The 21,557-nt window shown below is 61.2% G+C and carries 17 protein-coding genes, 1 tRNA gene and 1 pseudogene; 5 read left to right on the top strand and 14 right to left on the bottom strand.

Annotated elements, in window-relative coordinates; translation table 11 throughout:
- The coding region (locus KK137_RS16495) for a hypothetical protein (RefSeq protein ID WP_214537787.1) at positions 1-1,589 on the top strand (1,589 nt) is incomplete at its 5' end.
- Positions 1,590-1,716: 127 nt separating this feature from the next.
- On the opposite strand, the pseudogene purU reads toward KK137_RS16495, so the two are convergent.
- The 4 genes and pseudogenes from purU to KK137_RS16475 all read right to left on the bottom strand — a co-directional run bounded on the left by purU (position 1,717) and on the right by KK137_RS16475 (position 7,915).
- Positions 1,717-2,564, bottom strand: a pseudogene (gene purU / locus KK137_RS16490) (formyltetrahydrofolate deformylase).
- 189 nt (positions 2,565-2,753) lie between these two features.
- A complete protein-coding gene (locus tag KK137_RS16485; protein ID WP_214537786.1) occupies positions 2,754-4,520 on the bottom strand; it encodes an ATP-binding protein in 1,767 nt (588 codons plus the stop codon).
- 461 nt (positions 4,521-4,981) lie between these two features.
- Positions 4,982-7,399, bottom strand: coding sequence for a TonB-dependent receptor (locus KK137_RS16480; RefSeq protein ID WP_250894021.1), 2,418 nt, complete (start codon positions 7,397-7,399; stop codon positions 4,982-4,984).
- A gap of 426 nt (positions 7,400-7,825) precedes the next feature.
- Positions 7,826-7,915: transfer RNA gene (locus tag KK137_RS16475), tRNA-Ser, on the bottom strand.
- A gap of 167 nt (positions 7,916-8,082) precedes the next feature.
- Between KK137_RS16475 and hspQ the strand changes: the two genes are divergently transcribed.
- The gene (gene hspQ / locus KK137_RS16470; RefSeq protein WP_214537785.1) at positions 8,083-8,463 is read left to right on the top strand and encodes a heat shock protein HspQ; all 381 of its coding nucleotides are present in this window, start codon (positions 8,083-8,085) and stop codon (positions 8,461-8,463) included.
- A 15-nt stretch (positions 8,464-8,478) separates the two neighbouring features.
- On the opposite strand, the gene KK137_RS16465 is transcribed toward hspQ, so the two are convergent.
- The gene (locus KK137_RS16465) at positions 8,479-9,381 is read right to left on the bottom strand and encodes an ABC transporter permease (RefSeq protein WP_214537784.1); all 903 of its coding nucleotides are present in this window, start codon (positions 9,379-9,381) and stop codon (positions 8,479-8,481) included.
- 79 nt (positions 9,382-9,460) lie between these two features.
- On the opposite strand from KK137_RS16465, the gene KK137_RS16460 reads away from it, so the two are divergent.
- A complete protein-coding gene (locus KK137_RS16460) occupies positions 9,461-10,132 on the top strand; it encodes a GcrA family cell cycle regulator (RefSeq protein ID WP_214537783.1) in 672 nt (223 codons plus the stop codon).
- Between the two features lie 68 nt (positions 10,133-10,200).
- Here KK137_RS16460 and KK137_RS16455 read toward each other — a convergent pair whose 3' ends face one another.
- From KK137_RS16455 to KK137_RS16440, 4 genes are all read right to left on the bottom strand, one after another.
- Positions 10,201-11,733, bottom strand: coding sequence for an arylsulfatase (locus KK137_RS16455; RefSeq protein ID WP_214537782.1), 1,533 nt, complete (start codon positions 11,731-11,733; stop codon positions 10,201-10,203).
- Positions 11,734-11,804: 71 nt separating this feature from the next.
- Positions 11,805-13,304 (bottom strand): arylsulfatase, encoded by a 1,500-nt coding sequence (locus KK137_RS16450; RefSeq protein ID WP_214537781.1) that lies wholly within the window; start codon positions 13,302-13,304, stop codon positions 11,805-11,807.
- A gap of 184 nt (positions 13,305-13,488) precedes the next feature.
- Positions 13,489-14,331 (bottom strand): HAD family hydrolase, encoded by an 843-nt coding sequence (locus KK137_RS16445; RefSeq protein WP_338028119.1) that lies wholly within the window; start codon positions 14,329-14,331, stop codon positions 13,489-13,491.
- Positions 14,332-14,556: 225 nt separating this feature from the next.
- Positions 14,557-15,894, bottom strand: a complete 1,338-nt coding sequence (locus tag KK137_RS16440; protein ID WP_214537779.1) for an MFS transporter — start codon at positions 15,892-15,894, stop codon at positions 14,557-14,559.
- 369 nt (positions 15,895-16,263) lie between these two features.
- On the opposite strand from KK137_RS16440, the gene KK137_RS16435 reads away from it, so the two are divergent.
- Entirely contained in the window at positions 16,264-16,683 is a 420-nt protein-coding gene (locus tag KK137_RS16435; protein WP_214537778.1) for a DUF4168 domain-containing protein, read from the top strand.
- A 64-nt stretch (positions 16,684-16,747) separates the two neighbouring features.
- Here the strand turns inward: KK137_RS16435 and KK137_RS16430 are convergent, their stop codons facing one another.
- Genes KK137_RS16430 through KK137_RS16420 form a run of 3 tightly spaced genes read right to left on the bottom strand, consistent with a single transcriptional unit; the run spans position 16,748 to position 19,086 of the window.
- Complete coding sequence (locus KK137_RS16430; RefSeq protein WP_214537777.1) at positions 16,748-17,698, bottom strand: SDR family oxidoreductase; 951 nt, start codon at positions 17,696-17,698, stop codon at positions 16,748-16,750.
- A 12-nt stretch (positions 17,699-17,710) separates the two neighbouring features.
- Positions 17,711-18,580, bottom strand: a complete 870-nt coding sequence (locus tag KK137_RS16425) for an SDR family NAD(P)-dependent oxidoreductase (protein WP_214537776.1) — start codon at positions 18,578-18,580, stop codon at positions 17,711-17,713.
- A gap of 14 nt (positions 18,581-18,594) precedes the next feature.
- Positions 18,595-19,086, bottom strand: coding sequence for a GlcG/HbpS family heme-binding protein (locus tag KK137_RS16420; RefSeq protein ID WP_214537775.1), 492 nt, complete (start codon positions 19,084-19,086; stop codon positions 18,595-18,597).
- A gap of 120 nt (positions 19,087-19,206) precedes the next feature.
- Between KK137_RS16420 and KK137_RS16415 the strand changes: the two genes are divergently transcribed.
- On the top strand, positions 19,207-19,725 hold the full coding sequence (locus KK137_RS16415; RefSeq protein ID WP_214537774.1) for a DUF1993 domain-containing protein: 519 nt from the start codon (positions 19,207-19,209) through the stop codon (positions 19,723-19,725).
- Between the two features lie 7 nt (positions 19,726-19,732).
- Here KK137_RS16415 and KK137_RS16410 read toward each other — a convergent pair whose 3' ends face one another.
- Together KK137_RS16410 and KK137_RS16405 are read right to left on the bottom strand one after the other, a co-directional pair.
- A complete protein-coding gene (locus KK137_RS16410; protein ID WP_214537773.1) occupies positions 19,733-20,794 on the bottom strand; it encodes a class I SAM-dependent methyltransferase in 1,062 nt (353 codons plus the stop codon).
- 72 nt (positions 20,795-20,866) lie between these two features.
- A complete protein-coding gene (locus KK137_RS16405) occupies positions 20,867-21,535 on the bottom strand; it encodes a spermidine synthase (RefSeq protein ID WP_214537772.1) in 669 nt (222 codons plus the stop codon).
- Between the last annotated feature and the right edge of the window lie 22 nt (positions 21,536-21,557).

Genomic DNA, 21,557 nt, shown 5'->3' with positions numbered 1-21,557 from the left:
TCACCTTCAACACCGTGGGCCACTGCTTCTTCCTCGAAGACGCGGTCGAGACCGGCAACCAGTTCGTCCACAACCTCGGCATCATGACCAAGTGTCATCCCACCCTGCCCTGCGAACCGACGAATCTTACTTTGGCTCATCAGTCCACGAAGGGTCAGGCTTCTGAGCATATCCTGATTCCTTCGGACAATACCGTCTCCACTTTCTGGATCACGAACCCCGACAACATCTATCGGGACAACGTCGCCGCCGGGTCCGACCAGATTGGCTTCTGGATGGCCTTTCCGCAGCATCCAACGGGGGCGTTCGCGGGAACGGAGATCAGCGCCAACACCTGGCCCGGACGGACCAAGCTGCGCGAGTTCAGCGGCAATACCGCCCACTCCAATTTCGATGGCTTGATGCTTGATCGCGGCCCGGGGCCTGACGGCAAGTTCGGTATCGCCGGCCCCAATCTTACCGCCTACGCCGACCCGACCGATACGAAGAGCGGCCTGGTGGTATCGGTGTTCGACAATTTCACCGGATACAAGAACCGCAACGGTGCGATCTGGGGCCGTGGTGAGTACCACCTCTACACCAACCTGAAACTGGCCGATAACGCCATCGGCTTCACTCATGCGTCCGGCATTCCCGGTATCGCGCCCTTCACGTCACGGGTGGTCGATTCACTGTTCGTCGGGGAGAGCGACAACATCGGAAACCCGACCACGCCCGAGGAACTAGCCTACGGCCGCAGCCTGCCGAACGTCGCCGCCGATTTCCCGATCCGCGGCTACGAGTATTACGATTTCCACCACGAAGTGGAAAACACCAAGTTCGTGAACTACGTGTCCAACGATCTTCGTGACGCGGGCGCGCTCTCCTACCTGCTGTTCACCAGCTTCGGCATGAGCACCGACAACTCGGTCAAGGGCCTGACGTTCGTCAACGCCCAGCCGGTCAGCTTCCCGCCGATCCAGCGCCGCTGGGCGTCCGACTACGGACGCAGTGCCGCCTACAAGAGCGCGGCCTTCCGCGACCTGGACGGCTCGGTTAGCGGCACTCCCGGTGCTTATATCGTTATCGACAACGGCATCGCGGCCGATGAAGAAGCCTGCCAGATCAAGGCGACCTGGAATGCGGCGATCTGTAAGGGCGACATCGGCCGGTTCAGCATCGCGGGCAATTTCAGCGGGTTCGAGACCGGTCCCATCACCGATCCGATCATCCTCCAGCGCCACGGCAAGCGGTTCGAATATGTCGGGGAAACCACCATCGGCAGTGGCGCCGAGCTACGGGTCGAGACGGCAAGGGATAAGCTATCCTTGTCCCTGACCGAAATGGACGACGGCTCATCGGTGATTCTCGAATTTCCCGGGTTCAAGGCCGCGACCGGGGGCGTGGAAAAAGCCAGCCTGGCCGCTCTGCGCGAGGCCCGTGAGACTTCCTGGTTCAGAGATGGCGACACGCTGTGGGCCAAGCTCGTGGTCGACAATGCGGCCGGCCTGACGGTTTCGCCAGGGAACAACGCTCCCCCCGGCTTAAGCGCCAGGGCCTTGCCTGTGGGGGCCATGATCGAGGTCGGTAAGGAGGGCCTCGGCGGCTGACGGAACGAGAGCCCCCGGCGCAAGCCGGGGGTCTTCCTTGGCAACCCCGACCTGCATTCGGGCCATCATGCAGGTCAAATCAGATGAGACGTCGATCCGGTTCTTCTGACATCGCAGACTGAGGTGGTCAGTCGAATACGACCGTCCGATTACCGTTCAGGAACACCCGGTACTCAAGGTGCGACTTGACCGCCCGGGCCAACACTCGTCGCTCCACGTCGCGTCCCCTCTCGACCAACTCGTCGGGCGTTTCGCGGTGGCTTACCACCGCTACGTCCTGCGCGATGATCGGCCCTTCATCGAGGTCGGTCGTCACGTAGTGGCTGGTCGCACCGATCAGTTTCACGCCGCGATCGTAGGCCTGGTGATAGGGTTTCGCCCCCTTGAAGCCGGGCAAGAACGAATGATGGATATTGATGCAACGGCCTGAGAGAAACTCGGTCAACTCGTCGGAGAAGATCTGCATGTAGCGCGCAAGCACTACCAGCTCTGCGCCGCTTCTGGTGACCAGGTCCTTGATCTGGCCCTCCTGCTGAGGCTTGGTTTCCTTGGTGATGGGGAGGTAGTGATAGGGGATGTCCTGGATCAGCGAAGTGGTCAACGCTTCGCGCGGGTGATTGCTGATCGCGGCAACACCTCCATGTTTATTTCGCCGATCCGCATGCGATACAGCAGGTCGCCGAACGCGTGGTCGAACTTGGATACGAGCAGCACGACCTTTGGCACGTAGCCGGGCGAGCGCCAACGGCACTCCATTTCACACTCGCTGGCGATGGGCGCAAATCCTGTCTGCAACTCGGCGACCGGCGTCGAACCCTTGAACTCGGCTCGCAGAAAGAAGCCCGCGCTGATGGGATCGGTGTATTGCTGCAAGTCGACAATATCCGCCCCGCTAGCCGTCAGGAACGTCGAGACTCTTGCGACCAGACCCGGCTGATTGCGGCAGGATAGAGCGAGGGTGAAGGTATCTTTCACGGCGACTTTCTCCATCGGAAGCATGACCTGGCGCATCCGCTTGTAACCTAGCCCGTGACGCAAGACGGATCACTTCGCAATTCCAAGCAGATACTTCTTGGCCCTATCGGAGGGAGATCGGGGCCCTCTGTTGACTGATAGCGATGCCCGCTTTCCCTACCTTGCGGTCGGGTCCGCCATACCGCCGGTCTAAGCGCCAGTTACGGGAAGTTCCAAATGGAAAGTCGAACCGACGGTCACCTCGGGGTCCAGCCAGATCCGCCCACCGTGTCTCTCCACGATTGCCTTGGTGATCGCGAGACCTAGCCCCGTGCCGGACTGCTGTCTTTGCGATGTCGCGTCCTGCTGGGCGAAACGCGTAAAGAGCCGGTTCCTGAATTCGGGAGCGATGCCCGACCCCTGATCGACCACGCTAATTCGAGCTTTGGCGCCCTCTGTTTCCAGCATCACCTGGACGTCGCTGCCGCGCGGCGAAAACTTGGCGGCATTCGAGAGGAGATTGGCCAGAACCTGTTCGATGCGAAGAGGGTCGACGCGCGCCGTGAACGGCTTCGCGGGCAGCTCGGCTTTCAAGGTTACACCGAAGCGCTCCGCATAAGGCTGATTATGCTCGACGGCGTCCCGGACTAGATCGCGAAGATCGACTTCCTTGAATTCGAATTCCGCGGTTCCCGACGCCAGCTTGTCCATGTCGAGCAGGTCGTTGACGAGTGCGATCAGCCGTTCGCAGTTCCGCAACGCGATCTGCGCTAACCGGGCTGCCTTTTCAGGCAACGGCTCGACAGGCGATCCGACCATTAGGCCCAGCGATCCGGCTATCGCCGTAAGAGGCGTGCGAAGCTCATGGCTGACGGTCGAAACCAGTTCCTCCTTCAACCGGGCGGCCTTGCGTTCATCGGTCACGTCCCGGGTAATGAGCAGATAGCGTCCACCCGAAATTGTCCGACCGAAAAGCTCGAGTATGCGGCCATCCTCACGCAGCATTTCGGCGCGTTGCTCATCGCCCCTCGCGATCGACGCAATGACATGGTCGCGGATCTCCGCAGGATCGCCCTCCCCCACTTCGCCGCGTTGGGCGTTGATCAGGACGAGATCGCGCAGTTCTGTGCCGACCTTGAGCGCTTGGGGTGCAAAGCCGAACATATCGCACAACCGCTGATTCCAGATCATGAGGCGCAAGTTGGAATCAGTAAGCAGGATACCCTGGGTGACATTTTCGAACGTGAGTTCGAGAAGCTCTCTTTCCTCCCGTGCCCGCTGCCAGGCCTGGTGGAGAAGCCAGGCAAGCAATGCCGCTACAAACATCAGCGCCAAGGCCAGCGCCGGAATCATCCGCTTCTCGACCTGTTCACCAGGCTGGAATGGGGTCCAGACTATATAGCCGATGGTCTGCCTTGCGCGGTTGCGAACCGGTAAGGAAGCTTCACCCTCGGGCCTCGAGCTGAACCTTGCATCCTTCGCAAGAAAGTCGCGCGAGAGCTGTCCGAGCAACGTTCCGTCAAGATAACGCGCGCTGACGTGCAGGTATTCCGTACCCGGCTGGAGGGTGCCCTCGCCCGTCTCTGGGACGATCGGTTTGACACTCAGGATGGCGGGTCGGCCTGCTACGACCGCCATGTCCCACGCTCCGGGCGTTGCGCCTTCTCCGGCAGTGCGTGGGCGGGAGGGAGATCGAAGAGTGCGGCGGAGTTCTTCCGCCAAGGGGACAGCCTGCGCCGCTACCCGCCGAAATGTCTCGGGATTAGCTCGAACGCCTCCTTGCATCGCGTAGATCGGCTGGTCAGCAGGGTCGAGCAGGTAGACTTCGTCGTGCCCATAGTAAGAGTTGAACCAGATCCCGAGATTGTTGTCGATCCACCGGTAATCGAGCGGCCGCTGGTTCAGATGCTGAACCGCATCGTCCCAGCGGGTCGAGGCTTCCTGATCATTGGCAACTTTCGCAATGGCTTGCTGCATGCCAAGCGCGATAAGCCGATTCTGTCGCTCAACCGCCAGCTCATCTGACCGGCTGGTGGAGTAATGAAGGACCGTTCCGACGATTAGTGCCAGAAGTGCGATTGCACCCAGCGTCGGGAGAAACACGGTTGGCAGTGCTGCCCGGAGTTTTGCTGGCGGGGATACCATGGTGCGCTAACTGCGGGGCCCAAAGCAATGTTCCAGACCATGGGTCATTCGCAGATTGTCGACTAATCGAGGCGATAATTGGTGGCGTTGTAAGTAAGGCCAGGCTGCAACCATTGGCCACCCATGTAGAGGCTAGCTCCTATCGCCGCCTTACCCCGTAGCCCCCATCCGGCGAACAGGCCCAGCGTGCTCCATCCGAAATCCCGTCGTGCATAGAAATTCACAAGTCGAACGCTCGCCGCGCTGAACGACGCATATGTCTTCGCGAACGCGACGCCGTCGATAGCGGCCTATCAGAAAGTCTTCTTGACGCTGACGGCCCATTCGCGCGGCCGTCCCGGCTGACCGGACACAAGCCCGGCACCGGCGCCCGTGAGGTCAAAACTCGTCAACAGGTAGTATTTGTCGAACAGGTTGGTCACTTCCAGCGAGACTTCGAGATCCTCGTCAGGGTTTCTCCAGGTCAGGCGAGCATTGGCCAGGGTGTAGCCATCGATATGATTGTTCGGGCCATTCACGGCGTTTGAAAAGATGTCCGACTGGTAGGAGGCATCGACACGCGGTGTGATCGAACCGGTGGTCCCAAGATCGACTTCATACTGGACACCAAACGCCCATTTCCACTTCGGTGTGTAGGGAGCAATCATCCCTTCCTGCACGCCGCCCGGCGCACTCGGTCCGCCTGCCTGCGGATTGATCGAGGTGTAGTCAAAGTCGAGATAGCTGAGTGAACCGTCAACGAGCAGTCCATTGCCCGGGTCAATGGTCGTCTCCAGTTCCAGGCCTTTTATGTGCGCGTCGCCAGCGTTCTGCGGCAGGGCACAGGGCCCAGGCCCACCGAACTGCGGACAGGCAAGCAAGGTGAGCTGGATGTCGGTGTAGTCGGAGAAGAACGCCGCCGCGTTCAACCGCACGACGCGATCGAAGAGGTCGGTCTTTATGCCCACTTCGTAGGCAGTCAGGGTTTCAGGACCGAACGGCTGAACCTGTGCCGGGTTGAACGGCCGCGGGCCAATGCCGCCGCCTTTAAAGCCCGTGGAGACCTGCGCGTAGGTCATCACCTCGTCACTCAGGCGATACTGCAGGTTGACGCGCCAGTCGAACTTGCTGCCGTCGTAAACACCTGTGACCCCGTCAAGCGCGCCGAGGAACGGGTTGAGCGAGCCGTCCCGATTGCGGCGGGAGAAGGTGTAGTCCTTGTGCTCGTCAGTGTAGCGCGCGCCGAGATTCAGGGTGAGCGCGTCGATGATCTCCCACGAAAGCGCCGCGAACGCGGCCTTGGTGCTGGCGTTGACCGGATCGTCACCCTGGAATTGGAGCGGGATTGGGGCGTAGCGGATGTCCTGGAACGTCGCATAAGTGGAACGCTGGTCCAGGTAGAAGGCGCCCAGCGTCCAGTTGAGGGCGTCGTCGAGCATCGAGCCGTTGAGCCGGAGCTCCTGGGTGAAGCCCCAGTAATCGAGGTTGCCGAAACCGTTGGAGATCGCCAGCGGCGAGTTGTCATCGTCATTGGTGAAGTCGAGGTCGTATTGGCGATACGCCGTGATCGACTGCAGCTGCAGATTGTCGTTGATATCGAAGTCAATCTGGCCCGAGACGCCCCAGCCGTCGAACTTCGACCGACCGTCCCCTCGTGTCTCGATGAGCGGGTAACCCGCTACCGGAGGGGTTTGCCAAGAGCCGGCCGGCGAGAAGTAGCTCGCGTAATTGCAATACTGGCCGCAGATAAACCGACTATCGTAAGGGACGGCCGTGGCATTCCCGCGAATGTTGGGGTTGGCGGTGTTATCGGCCAACAACAAAACACTGGCAGCGGCGTTTCGATCGTCGTTTGTGTAATCGGCAATGATATTGATATCGATGCGGTCAGAGGGCGTATAACGCAGCTGCACGCGTCCGGCCTGGTAGTTGACGTCCCCGTCGCGCGTGATCCGGCAATCGCCGCCCGTAAGGGAGGCGACGCCGCCAACAGCGGGATTGAGGGCCGATCCGGGAGGATTGACGCAGCCAAAGTCGAGCCGGTCGACGTAGCCCCCCTGCTTTCGCGCCACGCCAGCAACACGCATGAACAGGTCGTCGGTGAGCTTAAAGTCGGCGCCGGCACGAAGGTCGATCCGATTACGGCTGCCATAAGCGCCATAGACGTAGCCGCTTCCGTCGCCGGTCGGTCTTTTGGAAAAGAGCTTTACCGCACCGCCGATCGAGTTCTTTCCGGCAAGCGTGCCCTGCGGTCCGCGAAGGATTTCGACCCGCTCGAGATCGAGCAGGTCGAAGATCGCCCCTGTGAGAGTCGCGTAATAGACGTCGTCGACGTACAAGCCGACGCCGGGCTCGAGAGCCGGGTTGAAATCGTATTGGCCGACACCGCGGATCGAGGCCGCGAGCGAAGGACCAAAGGCGGGACCCTGCGGTTTCAGGGTGACGTTGGGAGCCTGAGCGGCGACTTCGGCGATATTGGTTTGGCTGCGGGCCTGAAGCATTTCGGCGTTAACCGCCGTAATGGCTATCGGCGTATCCTGCAGGCGCTGTTCGCGAAACTGGGCCGTAACAACGATTTCCCCTTCCTGTTCAGGGGTGGCCTCCGCAGGTGCTGCGCTTGGCTGGGACTCGTCCTGGGCGGCCGCTGGGACGGCGGATAACGCTAAAAACAGGGCAGTCATGCCTGCGGCAGGGAGGACGTCTCGTGACGCCGAGCGATCGAATGTTCTCATCCCAACCTCCTGTTAATTCATAATTATCCGATATTGGGTTCTTCTCTTTTTCGTGGCTCACCTTGCTAGGTGGCTTAGGCGGGACTGTTGCGAGAATGTCGGCGTTTAATTGCCGACTGCATCATAACTGGCCTTCTAACACTTCGACTGCGCATCCCCGAAAGGTTAACTTTGCACAGGACGTTATTTCTGCCCCCGCGCAATTTCCGGAGGCGTCCGATGGACCCAATAGGATTCGAAACCGAGTTGCGGTCCGAAAAAATAACCCGCGGAAATCTCGGCAGAAAATCAGCCCATTCTCGCCAAACAGCCGAACGGCGAAATTTCCGACATTCCGGGCCGCGCCGTAAGTTGGCGAAACAGTCGAAAAGACCATCAAAAAATGGCTGTGGGGAAAATGAAAGTCCTTGCTTAACAAGGACTGTCTGGCGGAGAGGGTGGGATTCGAACCCACGTTACGGTTGCCCGTAAACCGCATTTCGAGTGCGGCGCATTCGACCTCTCTGCCACCTCTCCGAGAAGGGCTCAGGAGCCCAAAACGGGCCCCCGGTCGGTCAGGAGCGCGGCGGTTAGCGGAACGTCTCTGGCTTGCCAAGCCCCAGACTTCGCAGAACGAGATTGGGCTGGGGATTCCGGCGTCCGGAACCTTGCTGCCATCCAGAGGTATCCTATATCCTAGGATAATGGAACGAGCTCAATTCTATTCGCCCCGGGCAGGCAGGCTGATCGAAGCTTCACAGCGGGTCGAAGCGCGTTTCGCGATCGGTGACGTGGTGCGACACAAGCTTTTCGACTTCCGCGGCGTCGTTTTCGACATTGATCCGGTCTTCGCTCACACCGAAGAATGGTATGAGGCGATTCCCCAGGACATGCGCCCCCGCCGGGATCAGCCGTTCTATCACCTCCTCGCCGAAAGCGACGATTCTTCCTACGTCGCCTATGTCAGCCAGCAGAACCTGTTGGAAGACAGCGCCGGGGGACCTGTCGACCATCCGAACGTCCCGCAACTGTTCGAAACGTTTCTGGCTGGACGCTATCGGTTGCGCCGCAGCCTCACGCACTGACGTCTTCGCGAACGCTCAGCTCTTGATTTTCCACCCGCTCTTGAGGAGCCGGTAGGTCAGGAATCCCAGGACCAGGTTGAGCACTCCTACGCCGATCGCGGCGCCGATGACCGCGTGGTTGGTGTTGCCGATGTCGCTCTCTCCGATGAAGCCGAAGCGGAATCCCGAGATCATGTAGAAAAACGGATTCGCGCGACTCAGGCCCTGAAATAGGGGCGAGAGGTTCTCGATTACGTAGAACGTGCCCGAAAGCAGCGAGAGCGGCGCGACCACGAAGTTGGTGACGGCGGCAGCGTGATCGAACTTCTCCGCCCAGAGACTGGTCATCAGGCCCATCAGGGCCAGCATGGTCGAGCCCATGAGGCCGAACCAGACGATCGCCCAGGGGTGTGCCGCCATCAGGTCCACGCCAGGCCACAGCGCCATCGCGAGCACGACCGCGCCCCCGACCATCACGGCCCGCGTAATCGCGGCGGCGACGATGCCGATCATCAACTCTGCGTTGGTCAGCGGCGGCATCAGCAGGTCGACGATCGTGCCTTGCAGTTTACCTGCCAGAAGCGAGAAGCTGGAATTCGCGAAGGCATTCTGCATCATGCCCATCATGACGAGGCCGGGCGCGACAAAGGTGGCGAAGGAAACGCCGAGGATAACGCGATCCCCCCGCCCCATCGCAACGGTGAAGATGACCAGGAAAAGCAGTGTAGTGATCGCCGGAGCCCACACGGTTTGCGTCTGGACCTTGAGAAACCGCCGCACCTCCTTCATATAGAGGCTCCACAGCCCGATCCGGTTAAGACCCGCGATCAGTGGCTGCCCCTTGGGCGGAAACGTACGCCCGGCACTCGCGATGGGGTCGACAGATTCAGGTTGCTTGTCGAGATTATTCGGCGCAGCGGCTGGAGCTTGATCGGCCATGGTCCGCGCCTATCGGCCCGGCCCGGTGCTGGCAAGGTTTGTGCGGTCCCGCCCGCCCGGATTTGTAGATGGATTTCTGATGAGCTGGACCGACGAACGTATCGCGACGCTAACCAAGATGTGGGAAGGCGGCGCCACCGCTAGCCAGATTGCCGATGAACTTGGTGGCGTGTCGCGCAACGCGGTGATCGGCAAGGCGCACCGCCTTGGCCTCAAGTCGCGCCCCTCGCCGGTGAAGGCCAACGAGCCTAAGGCGGCGGCGAAGCCGAAGGAAGAGCCGAAGGCTGCCGCTCCCGCTCCAAAGCCAAAGCCCAAACCCCCCGCGCCTGAGCCGGAGTTCGAGGTCGAGGACGACGAGCCCGTCACCGCCGCGCCTGTCGCCAGCCAGCCGCTGCCCAACCGCGATCCGGATCGGCCCCGCGTCGTCTCGGTCGGTCCTGGCGGATTCCTGCGTCAGGGTCCGGGCGATCAGCAGGCCCCGATTCCGCCGGCCCCGCCGCGCCGACTCGTCCCGGCCCGGCCGAGCCCGGAAATCGCCGACAAGACCAGCCTGCTCGATCTCAACGACAGGGTCTGCCGCTGGCCCATGGGCCATCCGGGCGAGCCCGACTTCCATTTCTGCGGTGAGAAGGTGAACCCCGGGTTCCCTTATTGCGTCCAGCACTGCGGCCGAGCCTATCAGGCCCAGCTGCCGCGTGGCGCTCGCCGGCCCCCTCCGCCGCTCCCCTTCGGCGGCCCGCGGGTTCGCTAACCTCGGCTCAAGCCAAAAAAGGAAGCGCCCGCGATCATCGATCGCGGGCGTTATTCTTTGTACCAGCGTTAACTTGCGCCGGCACCCGCGTCCGCCATCTTCGCCACCGCGTCGTCGATCGTGAAGCTGTTGGGTCGCTGGATCGGCGGGAAGTCCTTGAAGGTTTCTGCAAACTTCGCGGCCCCGACTTGGGCGGCGAAGATGAAGTAGTCGTTGTGCAGAAACCAATCGTAGTAGGTGTTCGAGGTGACATCCGCGAACTCATAAGGATCCGTCCGAAGGTTGAATATCTTCGGCAAGCGTAATCGGGTGAACGGTTCTGCCCAGACCTGCATCGTCCCCTGGCAGCGCTGCTCCATGAACACGATCTTCCAGTTGTCATAGCGCATGGCCAGAATGTCGCCGTCATCACTGATGTAGAAGAAGAAGTTACGCGGACTTTCCTTCTCCTTGCCGGTAATATAGCCCAGCAAGCTCATCCCATCTATATGGTTCTTGTAGGTCCGCCCGACGGCCTTGTAGCCCTTCTTGAGCTGGTCGACCACGTCGAGAGCGCCCGCCATCTCCATGAAGGTGGGTAGCCAATCGTGGTGCTGGACGATCTCGTTCGAAACCGCGCCCGCCTCGACCTTGCCAGGCCAACGGATCAGTAGTGGAATGCGGAAAGCGCCTTCCCAGTTTGTGTTCTTTTCACTGCGGAAGGGCGTCATGCCACCATCCGGCCAACTGTTGCGGTGCGGCCCGTTGTCGGTCGAGTACATGACAAAGGTATCCTCGGCGAGGCCAAGCTCGTCGAGCAAGTCGAGCATCTCGCCGACGTTCTTGTCATGGTCGATCATCGTATCGTGGTACGGCGATTGCCAGCGTCCCGCCTGACCAAGACTTTCCTTCTTGGTGTGCGTGAACATATGCATGTGGGTGGTATTCAGCCAGACGAACCATGGCTGCCCCGCCTCATTCTGACGCTTGATGAAGTCGGTGGCTGCGGCGACGAATTCGTCATCGCAGGTCTCCATGCGCTTCTTGGTAAGCGGTCCGGTTTCCTCGATCTTTTGCTTGCCGACCTTGCCCCAACGCTCATGCACGGTGGCGTCATCCTTCTCGGTCGCCCAGCTATGGATCACGCCGCGCGGCCCCAGCATGGCCTTGAAGCGGGGATCCTTCGGATAGTTGTCCATCTCTGGCTCTTCTTCGGCATTGAGATGGTAGAGGTTGCCGAAGAACTCATCGAAGCCGTGATTGGTCGGCAGCATGTGATTGAGATCGCCAAGGTGGTTCTTGCCGAACTGACCGGTGGCATAGCCTTGCTCCTTGAGCAGCGCGGCGATGGTCACGATCTTTTCGTTCATGCCGATAGGAGAGGCGGGAGCCCCGACCTTTGACAGGCCCGTGCGCAGCACGCTCTGCCCGGTGATGAAGGATGAGCGGCCGGCTGTACAACTCTGCTCGCCGTAGCTGTCGGTGAACATCATCCCTTCATTGGCGATCCGGTCGATGTTGGGCGTCTGGTAGCCCATCAGGCCCCGAGTGTAGCAACTGAGGTTGCTGATCCCGATGTCGTCCCCCCAGATGACCAGAATGTTCGGCTTTTTCTTCGCCATGGCACTTACTCCGAAGTTAGCCGGCCCGTCCGGGGCGTGACGCGATCCGAACGGGCACCGGCTTTCAGATGTCAGTTTTGACTGGGGCTCGCGGTGGAGATCTTCTCCATGGCGTCGCTTACCGTGAAGCTCGCCGCCTTGGCCCGCGGCGGGAACTCCTTGAAGCTGGCGAGCAACTGTCCGACGATCGCCTGCGCCGGCACGAACAGGAACATCCGGTGGGCGGAGTAGTCGCCGTAGTAGATGCTCTCGGGACCTCGCTCGAACGGGTCTGTTCGTATGTTGTACAACATCGGTGCCCGCAGCGCGGTAAAGTTGCCCTGCCAGACGCCGAGCGGCGTTTTCGGGTTAACCTCGGTGTGCTGTTCCTGGAATGCGACCTTCCACTGCCGCACGCGTAGCGCCATCAGATCGCCATCGTCGCTCCAGTAGGCAAATCCCTGCCGCGGCCATTCCTTCGCCTCGCCCTTGAAGGCCGGGATCAGGTTGTTGCCATCAAGGTGCACCTTGAACTTCTTGTCGCCAATCTTTCCACCCTTCTTCACGCGTTCGACGACATCGGTGTCTCCCGCCGCCGCCGCGAACGTCGGCAGGAAGTCTTCATGCGCGCAGATGTCGTTGATGATCTGGCCCGGCTCGATCACCCCGGGCCAGCGGATCACGCAAGGGACGCGGAAGCCCCCTTCCCAGTTGGTCGCCTTTTCGCCCTTGAACGGCGTGGTACCGCCGTCTGGCCAGGTGAAACACTCAGCGCCGTTGTCGGTGGTATAAACGACGATGGTGTTTTCGGTGACGCCGAGCTCGTCGAGAAGATCGAGTAGCTCACCTACATGGCCATCGTGTTCGACCATCCCATCGGGATAGAGGCCGAGCCCGGTCTTGCCCTTCGACGCCTCCTTCAGGTGCGTGAAGACGTGCATCCGGGTTGAGTTAAAGTAACAGAACCAGGGACCGCCCGCCTTGTGATTGCGCTTGATGAAGTCCTTGGCAGCGCCGAGGAATTCCTCATCGACGGTCTCCATCCGCTTTTTGCCCATCGGGCCGGTGTTCTCGATCTTCTGACCGCCCTTGCCATCGGACTTGCACTTGAGCACTCCGCGCGGGCCGAACTTTTCCCGGAACTTCGGATCCTTCGGATAGTCCTCGTTCTCCGGCTCCTCCTCGGCATTCAGGTGGTAGAGATTGCCGAAGAACTCGTCGAAGCCATGCATGGTCGGCAGGTGCTCATCCCGGTCGCCAAGATGGTTCTTGCCGAATTGACCCGTCGCGTAACCCTGCGCCTTCAGGACTTGCGCGATGCAGGGATCGTCAGGGCCGAGCCCCAAATCTGCGCCTGGAAGTCCAACTTTTGTTAGGCCGGTGCGGATTGGAGACTGACCGGTCAGGAAGGCAGCTCGACCGGCAGTGCAGCTTTGCTGACCATACCAGTCGGTGAAGCGCGCTCCTTCGTTTGCGATGCGGTCGATGTTGGGCGTCTTGTAGCCCATTATCCCGCTGTTGTAGCAGCTTGGATTGAACCACCCAATGTCGTCACCCATGATGAACAGAATATTCGGCTTTCCCTTCGGCATAACACTCTCCAACGACGCGAGTCCCTTCCCATTGAACTCTGTCCGCCATGGCTTGAGCTGCCATCGGCATAATCCCTGAGAATGCGTGGTGGCGGACCCTGTCTCGTGCCGGCAATGCGCTGAAAGGAAAGCGCTGGCCCCTGCAGGGCGCGGCGTTTGTCCCTAGGAGGTCCGCACTGTTGGCTCAGAAGACCTCGGCCCAATCGGTCTTCATACTGGTCAGCACGATCCCGTATGCATCCGCCTTGTCGAGCGCCTCGGCGAGAGGGCTTAGATGGAATTCCCTGTCGTATGCGAACTCCCGTTCGGCATCGTCGTGGTGGAGGAGCAGAGCCAGTCGCGGTCCTTCGCCGCCGAGCGCGTAGCGGAGCATGGCCAGGTCACCGTCGGAGTTGCCGAACGCCAGGATCGGCCGGCGGCCGATGTGGAGCGCGATGTTGGCGGGCTTGGCCTCGCGATCGTCGAAGCTGTTCAACTCGCCCAGCTTCTTCACCTGGGCCTTGCCATCGACGATCTCGAACTGCAGCTTGTCGTTCGAACCGACGACTTCGTCGCGCATTACTCCGTATCGTTGTTCGGAGATGGCCCTAACGAATTCGATACCACCGCCGGTGACGATGAAGGTGCGGAAGCCATTCCCGCGCAGGAACTTGAGCAGTTCCACTTGCGGCCGATAGACGTTCTCGGAGAACAGCGTGCCGAGTTTCGGATGCTTGGCCGTGGCAAGGAAATCGTGGGCGACTCTTCCGAATTCCTCCTCGCTCATTCCGGCGTGAGTGGCAGCGAAGAGTTCCATCAGACCTTGCTTCCCGAGTGAGTGCAAGGTTGCGGCATCATGCTCGAGCAGGGCCTTGAACGGCTGCCGGTCGCCCACCGAGGGATCGGCGTCGCGCAGGGCTTTAACCCGGTCGACCAGGAAGAAGACCTGCACCTGCAGCGGGTATTCGCACCACAAGGTGCCGTCGTTGTCGAAAGTCGCCACCCGGTCCGCCGGTGGAACGAAGTCGGCTCCGGATTGATCCGTCACACGAGCGACGAAATCGAGAAGCACCGATTTCGCGCGACCGGGGTTCCAACTGGGAAGTGGATCAACTGCACCGGGTCTACCTGGGTTCATATCCGAAATGTCGATCCTCGCGCCGGATTGGATGGGCCTCCAATCAAGCCGCGTTACCGCTTTCCCGAAATCCGCAGAAACCCGGAAACTGCCGGTGGCAATTCCCCTTCTCAGGTGGTGGTCAAGAGTGGCGTGCTACACGCGACTGGCTGGCGGGACCTGTCGGTCGACAATGAACGCAGCGGCCGACACCAGCACAGCGCCGAAGGCCAGGACCGTGAAGAAGGGGACCACGCTGCCATCACCCATGTCGAGCAGCCTCCCCCCGAACAGGGTCGCCGCCACCGCGCCGACGCGGCCCATGAAGATGCCAAAGCCAATGCCTGCGGAACGGCACGACGGGGGATAGGCATGAGTCATGATCGCGTACATGCTCGCGATGCCCGCGCTGAACAGCGCCGCCGCCAGACCAACCAGGGCCACCACCAGCACTTGCGTCTGCGCACTCGGCGCTGCGGGCATGGTCTCGATGACATAGGCCAGCACCAGCAAGGTCCCGAGCAAGCTCGCGCTGATGCCCATCACCAACAAACGTGAGCCTAACACGCGCACCAGCAACCCCGCGGCGATCGACGAGAATACCGATGTTATGCCACCCACCGAAACGGCGTAAGAGGCCTGCTCGAAACTGAAGCCTTGGCCCGTCAGCATCGTGGTCGTCCAGCTGAGCATGGCGTAGGCCACCAACGCGGCAGCCGTGAACGAGATGCCCACGCCCAGGTTCAGCCTGAAGTTGCTGCGATGGAGAACGCCGATCCTGGCACCGCTTTCATCCGCCATGTCGTGCAATTCCGGCACCAACTCGATGTCTTCGTCGAGGACTTTGCGAGCCGCCCGTTGCGCCGCCTCCTTCTTGCCGCGTGCAAGGAGGAACGAGGGACTGTCGCGCAGTACCGCGAGGATCAGGACGACCACCAGAAGTGTGGCGGCGCCTGACACGACGAAAGAGCCTCGCCAGCCGTAACCCTCCACCAGCGCCGGGGCGAGCGCCGCGATCACAAAGCCGCCGGCAGGTGTACCGACCGACAAAGTGGTCACCCCCACCGAACGCCAACGATCCGGCAACCACTCGCTCGCAAGGGCAATTGCGTTGGCATAAGCGGAGCCAAACCCGAATCCCCCAACGATGCGCCAGGCGGCCATGTGCCAGACCCCGTCTGCCGTGCTCGCGGCGATGGTCGATAACGCAAAAATCACTGCGGCTACCGCCAACGAGTAGCGACGGCCGATCTTGTCACCGAGCCAGCCGCCACCCCAGGAGCCCAGCCCGAAACCCACGAGCGCAGCGCTCATCGCCCAGCCGAAGGTCCCGTTGTCGACACCGAAATCGGCGATCACTTTGGGCGCGACGATCCCAAGAAGTTGCGCGTCGATGCCGTCCGCTACCAGGACAAGCATGCAGATACCGAACGTCAGCCACTGAAAGGTCCGTAAAGGCGCGCGAGATATCGCTTCGCTGAAAGGTATCGCCACGCCCATCCTCCCGAGATTGTCTTTTAGGGACAGATGCCACGCGGCCACCGGTCAGGAAAGCTCGAATGCCTGATTTTGAACGAAACCCGGATCAGCCGGACCGGCCAATGGCGCGCTTAGCGACGAACTGTGGGCTTCATACGCTGGTTTGAGTAATAAAATTCAATAAATCGCCATTCAACGGACATGTTGCACATATTGTCGACTAATATTTGAAGTCCTTCGTTTTCACGCCGAAGTTATCACCAATTGATAAAAACGAATGAGGGATAGGCGTTCACTGAGAAGCGCCACTCCCCCAATGTCCTCGCACGGTCGTCGCGGTGCAACTCCAGACACGGAGTTTCGCTGTGAGCGAAGGAGAATACCATGAAGTTGATTGCTTACTCATTTGCTGCTTTGGTTTTTGCAACAGGCGTAGCTCAAGCGCAGGAGGCTGGCGCGCCGGCCGACGCAGCCGAGCCGCCGGCTCCCGCTGCGCAGGGTCCGGCCTCACCTGCAGCTCCAGCAGCTGACGCCGCTCCAGCGGCCGATGCCGCCGCTGCGGCCACCATCTCAGACTCGGAAATCGATAGCTTTGCCAAAGCGACGGTAAAGTTGCAGGCCATCCAGGCCGATACGTCGATCGCTGACGATCAGAAACAATCAAAGATGCAGGCGGCTGTAACGGAGTCCGGATTGGATCCGGCCAAGTACAACGCCATCGGAAAAGCCGCCCAGGCGGATCCAACGCTGCGGGACAAGGTACGGACGGCCATGGCCAAGCACGCGGGACAGACCGAAGGCTGAATCGAGCCTAAGGGTCGCAAGAACCGCGCGGTAACCTAACCCCAGGTTACCGCGCGGTTTTTTGCTATTGTCCACCTGCCGATGAAGCGGACCCGAGGTCGAGAGCGAAGTCCCCTTCCTTCCGCGTCGGAACTGGCCGATTTCCCGGGGCCATGAGATCCCGAACCATCGCCGCGCGCATGGATTCAAACTTAACGCGGCCCGGCGTGGGCTCATCGAGCGGAAACGCCTCTTCGATCTCGCGGTGCCGCTGCTTCACTTCTTCTAGGAACTCGCGGTTCGTGAAAATGTAGAAGCGGTTCTGCTTGATCGCCTCCACAACCACCTTGCCCGTGTCAGAGGGATCGATGGCACCGCGCATGGCGTCCCACAGGTCCTTGAGGAACTGAGGCGCCCCTTCTTCCTTGATGTGCTCCGGATCGTCTTCGGGAATCGGTACCAACGCAGTGCGGGTAGCCCCGGGGAAGAGACAGGACACCCCGATGCCGTCCTTGGCCAATTGCATCCTCAAGCTCTCCGAGAATCCCCGGACGGCGTACTTGGCCGTCGAGTAGGCTGCGAGGCCCGGCAACGGCACGACTCCCGCCATCGAACTGGTGTTGACGATATGCCCGCCCTCGCCCTGCTGGCGGATGATTGGCGCGATGATCTTGGTGCCGTTGACCACGCCGCCGAGATTGACCGAGATCGCCCGGTCCCAATCGTCGAAGTCGCCACTGGCCGCCGTCCCGCCGCCATTCACACCGGCGTTGTTGCAGAGCACATGGATCTTGCCGAAGGCCTCCAACGTCTCGTCCACCGCCGCCCGTAAGCTCTCGCGCTCGGCGACGTTGGTCTTCACGAAATGGACCGCGTTATTACCCGCGAGTTGCTCCTTCGCCTTCGCGATATGGTCGTCGCTCCAGTCGGCGAGCGAGACTTTCATGCCCTCCTCGAGGAAGGCACGCGCCATTCCGAGGCCGATTCCGCTAGCACCGCCCGTGATGAAGGCGACCTTGCCGGTCAGATTTTCCATTGAACCCTCTTCCTACTCGTCACGGAACTGCCCGAAGTCGGGAGCTTCCTCTTTGACATCGGGTGTCGCTGCAAGAACGGCCTCGGCTCGCGCGCGCATCGCGTCCTTATAGTAGCCGTGTGTGACGATGTAGGTTTGGTTGGCCAGGATGCCCTCCGCCACCAGTTCGCCCGCCTGCTCCGGCTCCATCCAGTTGTCGCCCACGATGCGGCGGGAGAGCCGCTCTTCGCTGGCCTTGTAGCCACTGCTCTGCAGAAGATGAGCCGGGCGGTTCTGCTGCGTTTCGTGAATATTGGACTTTACCGGGCCTGGGAGGAGGATGGAGACACCGATGCCCTTTTCCCCCAAGGCCGGTTTCACAGCCTCGCAATAGTGGCACACGGCCGCCTTGCTTGAGGCATAGATCGCCAACCACTCCGGCATCACAACTTCCGCGGCGAGGCTGGCGGTCGAAACCACGTGACCACCGCGACCGTGTGCAATCATTTGCGGCAGGAACTCCACGAAGCCGTTGATGACGCCGCCGACGTTAACCCCGAAGCCGAAGTCGTAGTCGGCATAGGTAGCTTCGAGGACCGGCCCTTCGAGACCGACGCCGGCATTGTTGACCAGAATGTCGATGCCGCCGAACTCGTCCAGCATACGCTTCGCAGCGTCCCGGTATTGCTCGCGGTTTGTCACATCGAGCTGCAGAGCGGAAACAAGGTTGGAACGCCCGCCGCCCGCGAAGTCCGCCAGCGCACGGTCGATGTGATCCTGCCTGAGATCGGCCAGGACGACCTTTGCACCCCGCGAAGCCAGTACTTTGGCGATACCAAGGCCGATGCCGCTGGCGCCGCCGGTGATGAACGCGGTTTTCCCTTCGAAACTGGTAATCGGCATTGTCTCTCCCGCTACTACGCCGCTTCTTTCAATCCGGCGGCGGCAATTCCTGCCCGTCCGCAAGCGACATCTTCTGAGCTTTCCGCACCAGACACGCCTACGCCGCCCAGCGCCACCCCGTTGGTGGAAAAAATCGGCAGGCCGCCTTCCCAGGTGGCGAGGCCGGGCGGTCCCTTCCCCCAGTTGGCGGTCTCTGCCGAAGCGACATGGATCGTGGCGGCCGAGCGGCCCTTCCACTGGGCGAACTCCGCTACGGCGGTGGCGGCGCCATCCATGTGGGCGAAAGCCAGCATCCTCCCGCTCTCGTCATAGACGGCGACGGCCACCGTCAGCTTGCGCTCCCTCGCCCAGGCCAGGCAACCGTCGCGGATCGCCGCGGCCGAGGAATATTCGAGCATCGCGCGCGGGGCCTGCGCCATAGCCGGCGACAAAGCTGAGCAAGCGGCAAGCAGGGCAAGGCAGGCCTTGGTCATGGCAGTCACCTCGTCATCGACCCTGACGGGCATCGCGCAATGACGCTCAAAAGGAAAGAGGCAGCGTCATCCGCACGGCGGCGGGCTTGGCATCTGGTGTCGAACGCCAAATCCGCTATGGCCGCGCCACCAAACCGATTGGGAGACTTCCAAATGCCGCTTTCGCTTCACGCCGCCCTCGTTCCCAGCTGGCTCCAGATCCTCGGTGCCGGACGCGGATGGCTCGACAAGGCAGCGGCTTGCGGCCTCGACGAATCCTCCGTGGTCGACGCACGCCTGGCGGAAGACATGTTTCCCTTCAGCTATCAGGTGAAGTCCATGGCCGTACACAGCCAAGGGGCCATCGAAGCTGTGCGCCAAGGCGTCTTCTCGCCGAACTTCGCCGAAGCCCTGCCCGGTTCGCTGAACGAACTGCGCGAGCGCCTGGATGGCGCCATCGCGCTGCTCGAGAGCGTCGGCGAGGACGAACTCGAAAGCTTTATCGGCAAGCCGATGCGTTTTGAGATCGGTGAAAAGCGTCTCGACTTCACCGCCGAGGACTTCCTCTTCACCTTCAGCCAGCCGAACTTCTACTTCCACGCCACGACGGCCTACGGCATCCTGCGGGCGAAAGGCGTGAAGGTCGGCAAGCTCGATTATCTTGGCAAGCTTCGCCTGACCCAGCCGGCCTGAGCGCAGATTAGCCCGTAACCTCCAGCACCATGTTGGTCGGCGTCTCGGCGGCGCGGCGGACACTGGCGAAGCCGGCCTGCTTGCAGACCTCGGCCAATCGCTTCTCGCCCGCTTGCGCTCCCAGGCCCAGTCCGACCTCTTGCGACAAGGAGTTGGGGGTGCAGACCGTGGTCGAGAACGCGTAAAAGATCTGCCCGAGCGGATGCATGTTCTCGGCCATTGTGTCGCCCGCCAACGGCTCGACCAGCATTAGCGTGCCGTCGGGCCCGAGGGTCTCACGGATGTGCTTCGCGGCGCCCACGGGGTCGCCCATATCGTGCAGCGCGTCGAAGATGCAGGCGAAGTCGTAGCCCTCGCCAGCAAAGTCCTGCGCCTTGGCCACCTGGAACTCGACATTGGTTACGCCCGCTTCAGCGGCCTTTCTCTTCGCTTCCTCGATTGAAGGCGCGTGGAAGTCTATCCCATGGATGGTCGACTTCGGATAAGCTTGCGCCAGGAGCACGGTCGAGGAACCGTGGCCGCATCCGATGTCTGCAACTTTGGCGCCCGACTTGAGCTTGGCCTCAACGCCTTCAAGTGCCGGTATCCACGTCTCGATCAGATTGGCCTGATAGCCGGGCCGGAAAAACCGGTCGACGCCGCAAAACAGGCATTGGGTATGGTCGCCCCAGGGACGGCCCTTGCCCGACTTGAAGGTGTCGGTCGCCTTTTCGTGGCTTTCGAATTGCGAGACGACTGCCTGGATAAAGCCCTGCATACATGCGGGCTGCCCTTCCCGGGTGAATATCAAGGCTTGTTCCGGGGTGATCGAAAAAGTCTCGTCCTCGGGGTGATGATTAACATAGCCGGCGGCAGAAACCGAGCCCAGCCATTCCCGGAGGTACTTGGCGTTGAGGCCCGACTTGGCGGCCAACTGGTCCACAGTCAGGCGTCCGCTACCATCGAGAGCGTCAAAGACGCCGGCCTGATCGCCGAGATAGGCCATGTAAAGGCTAAGCGCACCAGCCACATCGCCGATCACCTTGCCGATGAGATCGTTGAGACGAGTTTCGTCGATTGCTTCGGTCATGGGTCATCCTCCTGCCAACAGGTGAGAGGCGACCCGATTCGTTGTTCTGACTACGGGGCTTAGTTACACCGCTCAGCCTCGGCGCGCGAACCAGATCGTGTGGCGCGGCCCTTTGCCATTAGGTCGGGCCCGTATCTCGACTTCCTCGACGGTGAAACGCGCCGCGCTGAGACGACGGGCGAAGGCAGGATCCCGAGCGGCAGACCAAATGGCCAGCACGCCTCCCGGCCGCAGCGCCTCCCAAGCGGAGTGAAGGCCGGATCGCGAATAGATGCGGTCGTTTTCGGCCCGTACGAGACCATCAGGCCCGTTATCGACGTCGAGGAGGATGGCGTCATAGCGGCCCCTCCCCGCAGCGATCGCGTCCGCCACGTCCTGCATCGCCAACGTGACGCGTGGATCGTCGAGGCATCCGGCGGCCAGCTCCGCCATTGGCCCGCGTGCCCATTCGATGATCTCGGGCACTAGCTCTGCAACGGTTACACGGCCACCCCGTCCAAGCTGTGCCAACGCCGCTCCGAGGGTGAAACCCATACCGTAGCCGCCGATCAGCAGGGTCGGGTCCGGCCGCCCCATTCGGGCGAGTGTCATCTCCGCCAGCGCCTCTTCGGAGTGGCGCATACGGGTGCTCATCAGCTCGTTATGGCCCAACACGATCATGAAATCGCGACCGTGAGCGAACAGCTGGAGTTCTTCTCCACCGGGCACATGGGCGGTGCCGAGCAGTTCGCGTGTAATCATGGGACCTCGCAGCAAATCGTTG

This window comes from Croceibacterium selenioxidans, assembly GCF_018599195.1.
GTDB lineage: Bacteria > Pseudomonadota > Alphaproteobacteria > Sphingomonadales > Sphingomonadaceae > Croceibacterium_A > Croceibacterium_A selenioxidans.
The sequence above is the reverse complement of the archived record's forward strand: the minus strand, read 5'-3'. Positions and strand labels throughout refer to the sequence as shown.